The following is a 15,713-nucleotide window of genomic DNA, read 5'->3' on the forward strand; positions in this document are numbered from 1 at the left end:
GAACTCGACTACAGGTCTTTTAAATCAGGCTGACCGGGTGCGCGGCCATACTCATACTCACTATATGGGTCGCCATATGCCTTGTACCGGAGAGCATCCTTAGGTTTGATAGGCGTTCCATTGGCGATGGCCCAACACAAGACAATAAGGATCATCACCGACACTGTGAACCATAAGCTAACTAGAAGGAGTCCGGCGGCTATTGCCAACTTGATAACTAGAAAACTCCCGCGAACAAGTAATTTACCTGCGGGCATTCCTGCCGTCTCCGCACGCTCAACCACGCGGGATTCAAACGCTCTCAACTTACGGTAACCACGCTTCACCGACAGACCACAGGCATACGCCCAGCGGTGGGCACGTGAACTCTGAACAGGTTGCTGAGTCGGCATGGTCTCGCCCTCTTCTGAGCGTTTTCATGGTTGAGACAAGAGTAATAGCGTACTACTGAAATCGGCCCGTCCCTGACCGTTTATCAGTTTGCCCCAGCCGAAAAATCTTCATTGGAAGACAGAGGACAAGCTCCGTGAAACAGCGTCTTTACAGTCATTGACCCATACAAATCGTCCGGTTAAATACAAGGTACGGATCGCTGTTATCGACAGCACCCTGCCCAGGTAGCCAGAGCCTTCAAGACTACGTCACTTCGGTGATGGTTCTCCCCAAGTGCGATTAGCGTTCGGTAGCTCGCACGGTGACCGTTGCTACGGTGATGAACGCCTACTGCTCTCCAGAGCGCCTTTCGAGCTTTGCTCGCCAGACAAACCTTCTTGTTTTTCTTCAACCCACCGCGGGGAAAATCTTTCCCTCCACGGGACAGGTTTCTTCGCGTCTTCAACGGAGACACACCATGCCCGACTCACTGACACCGGAAACACTGAACACCCTTCGGTTGCCCATCGTGTTCACGCCTGGCGCGTGGCAACGCGCAGTTCTGCTCGAGCGTTCCGATCACCCTGAGAAGCTGCAGGTCGATCGGCTGAGCCACGTATTGCGCGCAGCCTTCGAGGCTCATCGGGCCTCTCCACACGAGCCCTATGTGCTGTTCGAGGTAGTCCACATTCAACCAACCGATCACTTATACCACGACCCGTTGCTGCAACTGAGACTCAGCCTGCTCCAAGAGCCGGGGCAGCCTTGCGCCTTGCTGATAGCGCTTGCAGAAGAGGCCAACGCTAAACGCAGATAACCGTACTCGGCGCTCAAATCCACATTCGACCAGCATGCAAGACCTGTATCAGTCCACTCATCACCCAATCGGGGAACCCTCCCCGACGGGCACGGCGTTCCTCCGTTTTCTCTCGAGGAAAATGCCATGCGCGATATCTACCAAGACGTGACTGACAAGATCGTTACCGCTTTGGACCAAGGCGTAGCCCCCTGGATCAAACCCTGGTCCTCAAGTGGCTCAGCTCACGTCGGTCATCATCACCCCTACCCCATTAACGCCATCACGCGGCGTCCCTATTCGGGGATCAATTTACCGTTGCTCTGGACCGATGCCAGGTTGCAGGGGTTCACTCAAGATCGTTGGCTGACCTTCAACCAAGCTAAAAAGGCCGGTGGGCACATCCGTAAGGGTGAGCACAGCACTCTGGCTGTGCTCTACAAGCCGATGGAGCGCGAGGAACAGACCGAGTCAGGCCAACCCATACTCGATGAAAACGGTCAGCCCAAGGTCGCTCACTTCGGCATTCTCAGGACGCATTTTCTGTTCAACATCGAGCAAACGGAGGGGCTCGAAGCGCTCAATGAAACCCTGCTCGAGACGGAACCGACCGATCCCTTCCAGGCCAACAGCGTTGCGGAAAATCTGCTGTTAAGTTCAGGTGCACGCATCGTTCATCGGCCTGCCGACGAAGCCTTTTACCACCCGATCAGGGATCTCATCCAACTACCGAAAAAAACGCAATTTCACGATGAAGGTGGGTACTACGCCACCGCACTTCACGAGCTGACGCACTGGACCGGGCATCACGCTCGGTTGCAGCGCGAGGGGGTGACGTCAGCCTGTCCGTTCGGCTCGCCAGGCTATGCCTTTGAGGAGTTGATCGCCGAGATGGGCGCTGCGTTTTTATGTGCTTACGCCGGCATTCAGGGAGAGCTGAGGCACGAGGGCTATATCGATTCCTGGCTCGGTCTGCTCAAGGCTGACAAACGCGCAATCTTTCGTGCCAGTGGCCAAGCTAGAGCCGCGACAGAGTATGTACTCAATCTGAAGCAGCAATTGGAGCAAGCAGTATGGGAGGAGCCCGCCGAGCAGAAGCGCCAACGTTTAATCGTGAGCAACTCTTAAAATCACCGCTTCAAACTCTTCACAGGGCCCGACGCGAGTTGGGTCTTTTTTCTACTCGGCGATGACACGTTAGCATAGATAACCTCGTGCCCTGGGAGACGTTCTTCGATGTCAGAATCGCATGCCCATGATGAGCGCTATCGCTCAATTAATAATCACTCCATCGCAATCAGTGTGCTCCGCGGCATGCCGAGCTTTATCCACAGACATACCCACGCTTTTCGTGGACAACTCACTCTCGCCACCGAGAGCCATTTCGAGAGCTGAGCGCCCTGAAAAAATTGTGCTCAGTCATCGAGGTTTTCCGCTAGAAACCCAACCAGCTCGAGTGGTCTCCGGCTTTCGATCACCTGATAGATCAGATCACGCTTACTGCGCGGCAACTTCTTGACCACGCTCTTCGCCGAGGCCCTAACGGCTTCGTCGGTCCCATGGATACGTGCCGCGAGCAGCAGCACGAGCGTGGCGTCAGTGAGGTTCATGGCAAGGCCCGAGAAAATTCGCACCGCAGTGTACCGACTCTTTCCTTTGCCGTACCAGCACTCACCTCCAACAAAATGGTACCAGCGCAAATCGATATTCCGATTGCCGCACAAAGGGAGCCAATCCAAAAGGACGGGTAAGGGTTGGAAGGGAATGGGGACTCAAGGGTAAGAGCGCTACCCAAAAAGGCTAAAAACCCACTGACCCAGCCAATTCCCGGAGGCCACGATGCTCAGTCTGTTTAGCCGCAAAAGGCAGAAGCCCCCTCCGCCACCTACCGTCAATGTTGCCGACGGTTACTTGCCCATCGAGTCGGCCCACAGCTTGTTAGCAGCAGAGCACCGCCGCCAGTTGCTCGATCGCATCTGGGAGTACACCGCCCTCTCCCACGCGCAGTTCATCCAACTCTATTTAAATCCGATCCAACGCTACGCCGAACAGGTCCAGCTACTCCCCGCCAGCGAGACGCACCACCATGCGTATCTCGGCGGAATGCTCGACCATGGACTGGAATTGGTCGCCTGTAGTTTGAAACTACGCCAATCCTATCTGCTGCCCACCGGCGCGGCGCCGGAAGACCAAGCCGCGCAGACTGACGCCTGGTCGGCCGGCATCGCTTATGGCGCCCTGCTGCATGACATTGGCAAGATCGCCGTGGACCTGGAGGTCGAGCGCCAAGATGGCCGTGCTTGGCATCCTTGGCAGGGCCCGCTGGACCAGCCCTACCGCTTTCGCTACCTCAAAGGTCGCGACTACCACCTACACGGTGCCGCTACAGGCTTGCTCTATATGCAGATTCTCGACCGATCTATCTTGGACTGGCTCAGTGGATTCCCTCCACTCTGGGCCAACCTGCTGTATGTCCTAGCAGGTCAGTATGAGCGTGCCGGTGTGCTCGGTGAGCTGGTAATGCAGGCAGACCGTGTTTCCACCGCGCAGAACATCGGTGGTAACCCGAGCAAGGCGCTGCAAGCGCCGACTCATTCGTTGCAACATCACTTGATAAGCGGACTGCGTCATCTGGTTCAGCGCGAGCTGAAACTCAACCAGCCAGGTGCCGCGGGATGGCTGACCCAGGACGCGCTCTGGCTCGTCAGCAAGACGGTCACGGACAAGCTGAGAGCCTATCTGCTGTCGCAAGCGATAGAGGGGATTCCGTCGTCCAACCTTGCGGTGTTCGACGAATTGCAATCGCATGGGTTGGTTGAGTCGACGCCGGAAGGCAAAGCCATTTGGACCGCGCTTGTGACACAGGGGATCTGGCAGCAGAGCTTTACGTTTCTGCGTCTTCAACCGGCGTTGATTTGGAGGAGCGAAGACCGACCCGCGGCTTTCAGCGGAACGGTGAGCGTGGCAGCCGACGACCACTCGACTGACGCATCGGCATCACCACCAGCGCCTAAGATTGTCAGTACAGGGTCGCGTCAAAACTCTTCGCTGACAGATCCAATGGCGATGGAGAATGCCGACTACCTCAGCACACTGCTGGATATGTTCGAGCTGGAAGTGCCTAAAGTCAGCGACGCATCTTCAGCAAGCACTCTCGAAATCTCAAATCCCTCGTCGGATGATCCTGGTCAGGTTTTCCTGAATTGGGTCAAGGAAGGCATCCAGAGCCACAAGCTGATCATCAACGACAGCAAGGCTAAAATTCACACGGTGAGTGGCAGCCCATTTCTGGTCACACCTGGTCTCTTTCAACGCTACGCGCAGGAGTTTCCCGGTATCTCACAGGGGGCCGATCAAGAAACTGAAGAATGGCGCTGGGTGCAGAAGCAGTTTGAGAAACTGAAGGTCCACAGGAAGCGAGACAACGGCCTGAACATCTGGACATGTCAAGTACAGGGCCCTAGGAAGAAAACAACCTTGAAGGGCTACTTGGTTGAGGATCCCAAGCTTTTTTTTGAATTGATGCCACTCGATAATCCGTTTCTTGAAATCGAAAAAGATTAAATTTCACTGGCACTCCATTGGTGAGGGATCGAAATGCAGAGTTGACTCTGTCCAACTCCTGCTTGGTTATACGAAGCTTGAAAGCACCGCCAGATACCAGGCAATCGAGGTCGATGACGCCCTGGAGATGGCAGAACAGAAGGAAGTCTGAGCAACTATAGCGACGGTCGATATTAGACCGTCGCTATCCGATCCAAAGCTGCCCTTCACGGAGGGCGGGAATCGACCCAGGCTGTGTGAAAACGCATGCCCCGTTTTGAAGTCTGCGTTGCTACGTAAAATCTGGCAGCGTTTGGCTGGTAAGCAGACCTAAAAGTTGCGTAGGAATGCGATTTCCGTTGCGGTTCTGAGTGTCAAACTCACTCCAAAACATTTTCACATAGCCTGGACCAGAAGCTGCCACGCGATGGTGTCTATTTACCAGGGGCGATTCACATCCCCAAGGTCGAGAAGTAGAAAACTCCGCACTTGCCTCAGAGCTTGATGAGGGAAAATGCTTCAAATCTGACTTGCATTGTGGATGGCCTCACGCCACCATTCAGTGAATCCAGAAAGGAATTCTCTCACGGGCGAGAGACATCAATGGAAGGTGGCATGGAAAGCATTACCCGAAACAATCAAGGCGCACCGCTCAGATCGTGCCCGCCACCCGCACGCAACTATTTCAAACACTCCGCGATACGTTGCGTAGTTCGCGAGCATGATCCCGGAAGGGAAACTGCCAATGAACATGCATTCAATCTACAACCAAGAAGTTGCATTTACGTTATCCACAACGTATCGCTCAACACTTCGCCACCATTCGACCGAAATGATTGCTTCTGCATTACACCTAAAAGCCCAGCATACTCTAGGGCGCTCTTAATTCAGCATATGCGAAACTAATCCATATGAAACTTCATGAAGTCAGCCCTAGAGAACAAAGCGGACGGGATACGATCGACCGTTTCCGAGCACAGTTCAAAGCAGCCAGCTTGGAAAGCCTGGCGCTACTAGAAAACGGGAAAATGGATAGGGTGTACTGTGATGTACACGAGGACTATGTCGTCAAGCACATAGTTAACTCAAAATCCCAATACCGATTTGTTCAAGTAAAGACTAAAAGTAAGCTAAATCATCAATACACCATACTTGAAATTTTTGGCCTGAAGAAAAAACCGAAAAACAGTCCGATTCATGACTTGGCGGGCAGCTTCGCAGGGAAGTTACTGCTTCACGTTGAAGAGTTTGGTGAAGCGTGCAGTTCAATTGAGATCTGTACAAACGTGAACTTCGACGATGAAGTTGAACAGATTTGGCAAGAAGTTAAAGGCAAAGCAAGCCCAACCAAAAACACCGCAAGCCTGATCGGCGAGACCAAGAAACTGATACCTTCTCTCGCCACGAAAAGCGATGCCGATGTAATGGCGTTCTTGTCACACTTGGCGCTGGTACCTCGAAAGCAGATCCTCAATGAAGAAGAGGATGTTTTCGTTTCCCAAGCATCAAACCAGATATTCAAGTACAGCGAAATTAATCTTAACCCCCTTGAGGTTCGGAAAATAATCATCCAGCTTCTATCTTTAATTGAGGATAGATCTGCCGTTCCGCTTTCCAGTGGTATTACCGAAAAAGAATTGGATGCAAAGGCGAGTGTCAATCTGGATGATATCCTAGACATTCTCTGCATCTCCAGATCCGCCTATTATGTTCTTAAGACAGGCGGAGATGATAGAGCTATAAAGTCGGTTTCTATCCTACAGCGAATGCTCAAGCGCTCAGGCTTCTCAGATGACACAGTGGACACATTTGCAGGCTTCAAGTGTAGCTGGGAAGCTTGGCACAGAACCAATAGGCATGCGCTCTTGGAGTTTCGCTTGGCCGTAGCAAAGAACAAAATTATACAAGTGGCGAGAAAGATCGCTATTGGCCAGATTGACATGGACTCAATCACCGGAGAAATTTCAAGCTTGACGATCCAAATCAGTAAAGACCTTGGGCGATCAGATATCACCGAAGAGCTGGCCTTCGGCGCCGTGCTCTCCGAATTGGTGAAAGGAGAGGCGCAATGAACTTCCGCGAGGCCGTCTCGACCGCCAAGACTGAGTCCATGGCATTGTTGACCGAAAGTAGCCCCAGGGGGCGCTATGACGTACTGGGAAATGAGAGTCTATTCCATACTCCGCTGATTGCGCTGACCATCATTTTACTCGCGCGTTCCAGAGCCAAGCCCAAGCAAGACGAGATCGGAATGTTAGTAGGCGTTTGTTTTGAGAAAAGCCTTGTAGGTTTCAAGGGGTCGAGCCAAGAACTGGGTTGGTCTGCAAACCTGAGAATCCGTACCGTGAAGGCTTTTACATTTTTGGAAAACACCGGATTCATTATTATCGACAAAAGTACTTCCCGGATTGAAGCAACAGAGTCTGGAAAAAAGCTGATTGATAATATTCTCAAAGATGAAAGCAGACTCTGTATTGCATTGCTGATGATAAAGCGTGCGTACCGTAACATCTGTAAGGAACGAGCCGTTGAGGTTAAGCTAAATGAAATTTGAATCACTTGAAATTATCCAGAACAACCCAGATGGGTGGCGCTCAGGTGAGCTTGAGTTTGGTGTTGCCATAACTCAACTGTACGCAAAAAATGGTAGTGGCAAGACCCCATTGATCCAAGCAATGATGTTCTGTCTTGGACTGCATGTTCAGTTTAGGGACGATATCGTCCGAAACTGCAAGATGGCACGATTGAAACTGCTCCTCATGGGGAAACGATTCACCCTAGACCGAATGATGGGAGACTCTTTCGATTTGACCGTAAAGGTTGACGATAAAACCGAAAATCGCTTTTACAATGAAGATGACTTTTCGAGGTTCATGTTAAAATCACTCAACCTCAGAAGTGACAGACTCATAACAAACGGCAACACTCCAACGACCCCATATTTTTCGGCGTTGCTGCCTCTTTTTTATCTGGACCAAGATCAAGGTTACTCCGAATACTATGCGCCTCCGCGGCCAGGCTTCATAAAAAACCAATTTTCAGAGATGATTAGACTAGCTGCTAATTTCCCTCCGCAGAACTCGTACGACAAAAAGAAAAAAGCGATTGAGGTCAAAAAAGACCTAGCTTACTTGGACACTACAATCGTTGATAGTCGAAAACTGATGGAGCGCATTGTTCAAGATCTTCCATCACCCCGCCGAAAGATCGAAGATGTTGATAGACTCATCACTGAATTAAAGTCTCGTCTCGAAGACCTTAAAAAGTCGAAGGACATAAAAAGCGATTCACTTTCAAGTTTAGATTATGTTATTGGTAACCTGAGGAGAAGGCATCGTGAACTGCAATCGGAAGAGGCTGCTCTCGACTCAAAAATCTCCAGTGCAACTCAAATACGTGAAGAAATACAGAGTGAGATTGAGACACTCAACCTGAATGAAGAGGCCAAGAGAGCCTTTATTTCGTTCTCTGACATATGCACCTCGCCATCGTGTGGAATATTCATGGTGAGCGCAGACTCGTACGGAAAAAGCTTGCTTTACCTAAAAGATCAGATCAAGGATCTTGAGATTTCGACTGCCTCGAATATACAAAAGTCGGAGGCGATATCCACCGAGAAAAAATTTGTTGAATCGCAAATCGCGCAACTGGCCCAGCAAAGAGGCCTGGCAGAACGGGAAGCCGGGATTGAAATTTTCATTGAGGCTATCAGCAGAATTTCTTCGGAAATCTTTGAACTCGGATTAGAAAAGAATAAGCTAGAAAAATCAGAGCAGCAAAAAAATACTCATCTTGATCTTTTAAAAAGAAGAGATATCGCTCTTACGCTTGAGGATTCGCTACAGACGTCACGTGAACAGTCTCCAGACATTCTTCGATTCAGGATCGAACTGGGACAAAAAATGGCAGAATGGCTCGACGTCCTCAATTCCAAGAATATTTCGAGGGACATCCGAATTGATTCGGATCTAAAACCTATATTGGGCACTGAAAAGCTTGGGATCATCAAAGGCAGCTCAAAAGCTCGAACAGTGCTGGCGTTCCACGCTGCGCTATTTGAACTGTGCACCAATGATCCGCTCTCTCCTTTCAGAGTACTGGTGTTCGACACACCTCGGCAGCAGGAAATCCACTGGGAAGATTTGGATGCCTACATCAAAGCACTCAAAGCTGTTGCTCTACGTAACAATGCCCAAGTCATTTTCTCAACTACCAGTTATCAGTATGCGATCGATGACAAAACAGACAAGGAATGGTTGCCGAAATTTGCTGGCTCCGAGCAGCCCATGTACCTCGGCGGAGTTGGTCAACCGCCCATTGATGCAGCACCTTGACGTAAGCGGCGAAGCCGCCTCTAGTTAACCTGCACCTGCACCAGCACAAAACAAGGCCAGGGTGCAACTACCCCTGGCTGGTAGAAATTTAATCTCGCCCCTATAAAATTTCTGAACTAGGTGCGGGTAGCTGAAGTGTAAGCTTACAAGTTCGGAATGGCGAACGCACATCGGCGCTCCTTTCAATTATGTCCATAAGGATGGCTAGTCAGAACAGTGGTCGCTAACCACCCAAAGCTGCCGATCGTCGCTGGCAGCTCCTGAACAGAAGCAACCGTTTAGACGATCACATAGCCCGGCGGCGGCCATCCGTTAGAATGCATTCAAATGCATATATGAAGCTTCGCGCAACTCACACCCTGATATACTTTTTATTCATAGGAAATCAAATTTCTGAGCTTAGCTTGGCATTTTAGGGAGTGGAAACCGTTTAAGAGCTAGAGTCGATGAATCTCGCAGCAGCTTCAAATATCCGCTCGGCCTCATCAGGATCCGCATTAAATAAAGTTCGGAATGATCTTGCGCAATTAGTATGCTCCGACTTCGGCGATGTAAAGCCATCAATAAGCATTTTGGCTATTGCCTTTTTATTCGCTGATTCATTTCCAGCAAAAGTCAAAAGCTGAGGATATAACGTGGTAATCACGTGAGCTCTCCCCCTAACTAAGTTCTTCCGACCTATAGGATCATCTAGCTCAAAGAAGGCAATGGTTGTAAGGGCTTTATGTCTCTTGTATCCCTGTTGGGGAATCGCCTGAGGCGATATACCGTGAAAGCCAATTAACTCTTCTGGATCATGATCAAAATCTCCAATGGGGTAAACTAGCAGCGGTTGCTCCCCCAAAAGAGCGATAGGATCATCCCCGGTGAACTGGTAAGTACCCGCGATAGGAAAACAATCGCTTTTAATAGCACTATTACAAGGTTTACAAGCAGCGCTGTAGTTGAACAGATGGTAGGGTAGTAGGTGATAACCAGGTGCCGGCTTACCAGGTTGAGTAAGTGAAACGCCTTGCTTACTCAGTGCGGCAGATATTTTCCATGTGCGAACGCTGCTTTTAGGACGGAAATGCTCGACATCATGTTCAGCCTTGCCACGCTCCTCTCCTTCTAACTTTCGCTCGCAGTACACGCACTTGGCTTCACCTTGCAGCCGCATGTACACAACCTTTATCTCGCTCCAAATCGTGCTAGGTTCATCATATTTACCAGCTATCTTAAACTTCTTTGTGCGGTCATCCGCACGAGTGCGCCATCCAGTGACTTCGGCATCTATAAGACTTTCGAGTTGGGCTAGGCTTATACGGTAAGCTATCATTCGGTCGACTCCATGCCTCGACTCATTTGTGCGAGTAGTGCAAACGCAGCATCCGTATCACCCTGCCTTGCTTTTAGGCTCAGCGACTTTAGGGTGCGCTTAGCAGCCGATGCTCGAGTTGAACCCAGCCCAAAAAAATCGGTGAGAAGTACCTGATCGGCGTCCAGGCCATGAACGGCACTACTAATTCTTTTTAGGTTGCTAGACTGATAGGGGCCAGACTTCATGGTAATGATGTTCATCCACTCCAAAGAGCCGACTATCAGAGGGCTATGCGAAGTCACGATGAATTGGATTTTTGGAAGAGCTGCTGCAAGTGTTGGTAACACAGATTGCTGCCATTGAGGATGCAGATGAAGGTCAATTTCATCAATCATCACAATCCCTTGGTTCTCGTCGAGTCGCTTGCCGCTCGGGCATGTGGTGCAAATGTGGTAAAGCAGATCCCCGACCCAACCCAGATAAGCTCGGTATCCATCTGAGAGAGCACGGAACGGTACCTTAAGCCCCCCCCGCTCAAAAAGGTACTCCCCTGACTCTATCTCACCAGTAAATTTGTAATGCCCTGTTCCAACTAGTTTATTAAGGAGGGTAACTACCTGCGTATAACGCCCTTTATTCTCGGCTTTATACCCTGGTAGCCAACTCGAGAGAGGCACTAGAGAATAGGTGTCTTCAAAGAGGCTTTGTATCCGCTGAGCACGAACGAATATGCGGCTATGCCGCATTCCTGAGTCGAAATTTTCCTTTTGCTCCACACGGCGCATTGCGCCGTAGCCTACGAAGAAGAATGCGTCCGACTCTGAGCTAAAAATGGGATGCCAGACCTTTTCGTCTAAATGAGCCCACTCAATATACTCGAGATCTCCCCGGAGATTTATGAGGGTTTCAGACTCAAGGGATGAGATGCCTTTAGGCACTCGGTCTTGATGATGCGGAGTAAAAAAGGCCGAGATCGACGCTCTAGCCGAGTTTCCTCCATTTTTTTTTGACTGGTATGTTTCAGGTTCACGGCGGATCAGTCGATAGGGGTAGATACCCGACTGACCAACTGCTGGCCCAAGGCAAGCCAATGATATCGCCTTCAGGAGCGTAGTCTTGCCTGCGCCATTATTGCCCAATAATAGATTGACGTTTTTCAGCTTGGGAGCCGGCATTCCGAGCTGTTCAAAATTCTGATCGGGATGAACAAGATCTATTTGGGTTTTTCGGAAGCTGCGGAAATTCCGCAAAAATATTCTGTCGATGTACATAGGAAACCCTGACGGCCGCTCACCGGAAAATTTGAGCAGTGGTTAGCGTAGCAGCTTAAATAAGCCAAAGTTAACGATTAGTCCCAATTTCCAAGATAAACCTGATTGCCAACCAAGGGTAAGAACTAAGGCCTCCGTCAACGGCCGCTGCTGGCCCAGAGTGTGTAAAAACGCCTCCGCGAACCCTTGCTATGATTTCTGCGGGCTGGACTGCCCCCAGCATCGTAGACATCTCCAGCCTATGCTGAGGCCATTTAGGAGGTGCCATGAGCAACCCGCGTTGCCCCGAAGAACTCACAATCCAAGCGGTCAATTAAGTGACCGAAAAGAAGCTGCGTGTCGCTGATGTGGCGGCACGTCTTGGTGTGTCGACGCATAGCCTCTACGCCTGGATAAAGCGCTACAGCAAAACTCAAGAGGAGAGGCAGCAGGACGATGATCAGCGCGCTGAACCGCGTCGTCTCCGAGCGGAACTCAAGCGAGTCATTGAAGAGCGAGACATCTAAACAAAAGGCCGCCGCGTACGTTGCCAAGGAGTGCGGCTGAAGTACGCCTTTATCAAGCATCGAGCGGGCGACTATTCCATACGACGGCTTTGCCTGATACAACTGCTGTGCAAATGAGGAGCTCTACTTCTGAGCCGGATGCACCGCTTGCAGATGGTTGGAAAAACCTACCTCAGTTTCACAACGCCAAGTCGCCCACAGTTTGCATCCCGTCTCCCCGCCCATGTCCAGCTCAAACGCCAACCAGTTCCGAGCAGGCATCACATACCGATTAAAACCGGGGAACAACATCATCTCGACACAGTGCTGCACATCGATGGATTGGACCTTGCTGGCGGTATGGTTCAGCAACTGAAGAAAAAGCCGTTCGGCCACTCCAATCAACGACGGATGCACCACACCTGACGAAGTAAATTGCTGAATCTGCGCCCAGTTCGACGTTGGCGGAATATCCCTTCGGTAGCAACTGCCCCAAGCCGCGACATGCACGTCCCCAGAAGCAATGGATACACGCAGCATTCTCTGCTCAGCAATACGAGTCAGCGACTCCAGGAGTCGCTTACGCTCCCCTTCGTGATCCCCGTGCGACCAATGATCCTTAAGGTCATCAGCATTACTGTCGAGCACATGATCCTGCCCAAACGTATCGAGCAACCCTTCAGCCAGCGACAATTTGGGGTGCGCGACCGGAACCGAGGACATGAAGATTAAGTGCTGACATTTGCTTCCCGGATGAGCAGGCTTACCGTCACGGAGCGTGTTGAGCCAAGCCTGCATAGCAGTCCAGGTATCGGCCCCCAGTACTTGGGTACGTGAACGCTCAGTGCGCAGATCAGCAACAAACAACGATACCGGCCCCAAGTGATAGCCGAAACTAAAGCCCGGCTGACCATCCAAGAGCGGCAAGGCCAATCGATCTCCATTTAATCGAGCACTCCATTGCACCGGCTCATACTGTGGGTCCTGCTGGGAAACGTTTGCACGTTGGAGCAATTGCAATGGCGGCAAATCATCAAGGGCATGCTGCAACTGAAACACCCAGAAAGCCTTGCGCGCATGACGCATCAGCACCTGGAACAACTCGCAGTGCTGCATAGCCGGACTGTAGGACCCCCAACCGTCGAAGATGTCATGGTCGTCCCACATCATCACTGTAGGGATTCTCGCCATCGCATCAGCTGCATCAAGATTCGGCTTTGGGTGCCCCCAGTCACGCCGCGTATCTGGCAGCCAACGATTGGCATAGAGCCCGAAATAGTAGGACTCGATCTCTTTCTCCAACGCCGCGCTTACCTTGAACGCCAATTGCTCCTTGCGCGACAGTCCGACCCATTTCTTGAGAGACTTCACATCCTCCCAAATCGAGTCAAAGTAAATTTGGTCGCCCCCCATCAGCAGCAATTGGAACCGCTTCAAGCCCTTGTCATGAATTCGTCCTTCGTGCCAAAGCTGTTCCTTGTCCAGCACGTAACCTGCAGCACGCAAGTCACTGTCATGATTGCTGATCAGGTCAGCCCATACGGCGTTTTCAGGGCGCACCAACTTGCGCATCCCACTAGGGTCCGAAAAGCCATTGCAAGAGACGTAGGCCATTCTTGGGGCATAGTCTCGACCGGGAATGGAGAACTGCCATTGCGGCCCTTCCTGCCCTACACCAAACTTTACTGTTCGCTCCTGCGCCTGCTGATCACAGCTCAGGTCGTAACGAAGGATGGTTTCTTTCGGACGCTCCAGCAAAACCTTCGGCGTCGGACAAGCCTGGCCGTCAACAGAAAGAACAGGAAATGCGGCGCCAGCTACAACTCCGACTAACGCGGTCACCTGCCACTGCCCGGTTTTGCTGACGCCTCGGAAGGACAACACGGGCCCCACAGTAAAAAGTGCTTTTGACATCCCTGTTATCTCCCTTCAAGTTCGGCGGCAATAACTTTGACAATCTTGGCGCGTGAAGCGGCTCTCTTGGCCAGAATTTGCGCTTCACCTGTTTGATCCAACCATTCCCTAAAACGCTGGAGCGCATGGCGCGTTTGCGACGCATCGCGACAGTTGGCCAGGAAGGCAAACTGTACTTTCTGTACATCATCAGCGACAAAAATACCGAAGGAACCGCTGACAACCGTAGCATCAGGAAAGCCTAACAACGCAGTGGCCTGAGTCTCTGTCGCTCCACGGTGACAGGCGATTAAATGCAACGGTCCTTCTGCACCTTTCAACAGATCAGCATGCACATGGTCACGCAGAAAAGGCTTACCCACCAGCTCACGCGCAGCAGCAACCGTGAACGCAGCCGGGATTGCATGGACAAACACAACGACATTCACTCCAGCCATTGGAACAATGGCGAACGCTTCGCTAGCAGGGTCTTTGTCACCATTGAGCGCCTGCAGTAACACCCTCTCCATCGCTCGTTTGCGCTGACGGAAATCCATCCGTGTCCAATCCAGCGCCTGGCCCATATCGAAACGGCTCGAAGCCGCGGCGGTTACACCACGCTGGGTCAGAACAACCAACGCATCAAGAAGCGCTTCCTGAACTCGTGTACGCAGTTGATCCACAGTAGAGACCAGTCCCCCCCTAAAGGGTGTCTGCTGTGCAATAAACGCCTGGAAGCGCTGGTTACGTGCTGCCTCAGCTTCCCGGCCATCGTCTAATGGGATGTTTGGCATAGCGATGAAGCGCACCTTCCCCCTAGTGGTGGCGAGCCCCTCCATGTACTCCGCATGGCAAATACCAATGTTGCCGTCACCACTGGCCCAGCCGGCATTGCCGTTGGACAGCACTAGTAGCACATCGCAGTCCCTCACGGCTTGCAAACAGGCGTCCCAACTGTCCTGCATTCCGTCCGCAGGAGGTGCATCTTCGTTAATCCAAACTTCAAATACCTGTTTGCCAAATAGCTTCGTGCTCTCTATCTCACGTTTGAGTTGCTCTCGGATATTGCTGAGCGTTTGATCGCTGTCCGCGGGAAAGCGATCGTTACAACGACTGGACAGCATTACTTTGATTCTCTTTGACTGGGCCATCCCTGCTCCTGCCCCAATTCCGAGGCTTCAAAACTCTTTGATCAATGAATAGACGCGGCGTTGGCAATGGTCGATTACCTACTACAGCCACGTCCGATTGACGATGCCTAAACACCTGCCCGGTTATTGGGCGCCGATTTGGTGACGTACTTGCCGGGCTCAGGTGAGTTAAATTAGTACGCGATGCTGCTTATGCTGAGCGTCCACTTTTGACTATGGGTTCAGCCGGTCCTTCACGACTTCAAAGTGAATCATCTACGCATAGCTCCGACCCTGAGAGCATGGCTTCTGACATTAACTGTTTGCGCTGAAACGGCACCTAGTCAAGCCAATATTTCAGAACTGAATCAAGTCTAAATTTGCTCCCGAAGTTCTTTATAGGCTCGCTTGATATCCCAGCGAGACAGAGATCCCCTCGCTTGATGGGCAGTTGCATGTAGCCTACAACAAGCGAATCGACGGCCACACCCACATGGACACGGTAGCTTGTTAGCCCTTCTGCGCTTCCTTGAAAGCAGATCAAGCAATCCCATGAGGACGCCAGTATCCTTCACTCCAAATATCATCC

General features: G+C 51.3%; 12 protein-coding genes and 2 pseudogenes. 8 read left to right on the forward strand and 6 right to left on the reverse strand.

Going from position 1 to position 15,713, the window contains the following annotated elements:
- Positions 1-8 precede the first annotated feature (8 nt).
- Positions 9-392, reverse strand: coding sequence for a DUF3742 family protein (locus AB1462_RS14475; RefSeq protein ID WP_074844862.1), 384 nt, complete (start codon positions 390-392; stop codon positions 9-11).
- A 458-nt stretch (positions 393-850) separates the two neighbouring features.
- Between AB1462_RS14475 and AB1462_RS14480 the strand changes: the two genes are divergently transcribed.
- Positions 851-1,189, forward strand: coding sequence for a hypothetical protein (locus tag AB1462_RS14480; RefSeq protein ID WP_074844859.1), 339 nt, complete (start codon positions 851-853; stop codon positions 1,187-1,189).
- 126 nt (positions 1,190-1,315) lie between these two features.
- On the forward strand, positions 1,316-2,296 hold the full coding sequence (locus AB1462_RS14485; RefSeq protein ID WP_367247066.1) for an ArdC family protein: 981 nt from the start codon (positions 1,316-1,318) through the stop codon (positions 2,294-2,296).
- A 287-nt stretch (positions 2,297-2,583) separates the two neighbouring features.
- On the opposite strand, the gene AB1462_RS14490 is transcribed toward AB1462_RS14485, so the two are convergent.
- Positions 2,584-2,778, reverse strand: coding sequence for a hypothetical protein (locus AB1462_RS14490; protein ID WP_367247068.1), 195 nt, complete (start codon positions 2,776-2,778; stop codon positions 2,584-2,586).
- 229 nt (positions 2,779-3,007) lie between these two features.
- On the opposite strand from AB1462_RS14490, the gene mobH reads away from it, so the two are divergent.
- The 5 genes and pseudogenes from mobH (at position 3,008) to AB1462_RS14515 (ending at position 9,045) form a co-directional block, all read left to right on the forward strand.
- Positions 3,008-4,732 carry a MobH family relaxase gene (gene mobH, locus AB1462_RS14495; RefSeq protein WP_367247070.1) on the forward strand — a complete coding sequence of 575 codons (1,725 nt, stop codon included), beginning with the start codon at positions 3,008-3,010 and terminating at the stop codon, positions 4,730-4,732.
- Between the two features lie 46 nt (positions 4,733-4,778).
- A pseudogene (locus tag AB1462_RS14500) lies at positions 4,779-4,883 on the forward strand (integrase); the annotation flags it as partial.
- Between the two features lie 739 nt (positions 4,884-5,622).
- On the forward strand, positions 5,623-6,783 hold the full coding sequence (locus AB1462_RS14505) for a dsDNA nuclease domain-containing protein (protein ID WP_367247072.1): 1,161 nt from the start codon (positions 5,623-5,625) through the stop codon (positions 6,781-6,783).
- A complete protein-coding gene (locus AB1462_RS14510; protein WP_367247074.1) occupies positions 6,780-7,265 on the forward strand; it encodes a hypothetical protein in 486 nt (161 codons plus the stop codon). The genes AB1462_RS14505 and AB1462_RS14510 overlap by 4 nt, the downstream gene beginning before the upstream one ends.
- Positions 7,255-9,045 carry a hypothetical protein gene (locus AB1462_RS14515; protein WP_367247076.1) on the forward strand — a complete coding sequence of 597 codons (1,791 nt, stop codon included), beginning with the start codon at positions 7,255-7,257 and terminating at the stop codon, positions 9,043-9,045. The genes AB1462_RS14510 and AB1462_RS14515 overlap by 11 nt, the downstream gene beginning before the upstream one ends.
- Positions 9,046-9,475: 430 nt before the next feature.
- Here the strand turns inward: AB1462_RS14515 and AB1462_RS14520 are convergent, their stop codons facing one another.
- Complete coding sequence (locus AB1462_RS14520) at positions 9,476-10,363, reverse strand: hypothetical protein (RefSeq protein WP_367247077.1); 888 nt, start codon at positions 10,361-10,363, stop codon at positions 9,476-9,478.
- Positions 10,360-11,616, reverse strand: coding sequence for an AAA family ATPase (locus AB1462_RS14525; protein WP_367247078.1), 1,257 nt, complete (start codon positions 11,614-11,616; stop codon positions 10,360-10,362). The genes AB1462_RS14520 and AB1462_RS14525 overlap by 4 nt, the downstream gene beginning before the upstream one ends.
- A 317-nt stretch (positions 11,617-11,933) precedes the next feature.
- Between AB1462_RS14525 and AB1462_RS14530 the strand changes: the two are divergent.
- Positions 11,934-12,218: pseudogene (locus AB1462_RS14530) on the forward strand (transposase); the annotation flags it as partial.
- A gap of 27 nt (positions 12,219-12,245) precedes the next feature.
- On the opposite strand, the gene AB1462_RS14535 reads toward AB1462_RS14530, so the two are convergent.
- Positions 12,246-14,015, reverse strand: coding sequence for an alkaline phosphatase family protein (locus AB1462_RS14535; protein ID WP_367247080.1), 1,770 nt, complete (start codon positions 14,013-14,015; stop codon positions 12,246-12,248).
- A gap of 5 nt (positions 14,016-14,020) precedes the next feature.
- Entirely contained in the window at positions 14,021-15,145 is a 1,125-nt protein-coding gene (locus AB1462_RS14540) for a DUF4062 domain-containing protein (RefSeq protein ID WP_367247081.1), read from the reverse strand.
- Positions 15,146-15,713 lie beyond the last annotated feature (568 nt).

This window comes from Pseudomonas sp. SB113 (assembly GCF_040754745.1).
Classification (GTDB): domain Bacteria; phylum Pseudomonadota; class Gammaproteobacteria; order Pseudomonadales; family Pseudomonadaceae; genus Aquipseudomonas; species Aquipseudomonas grimontii.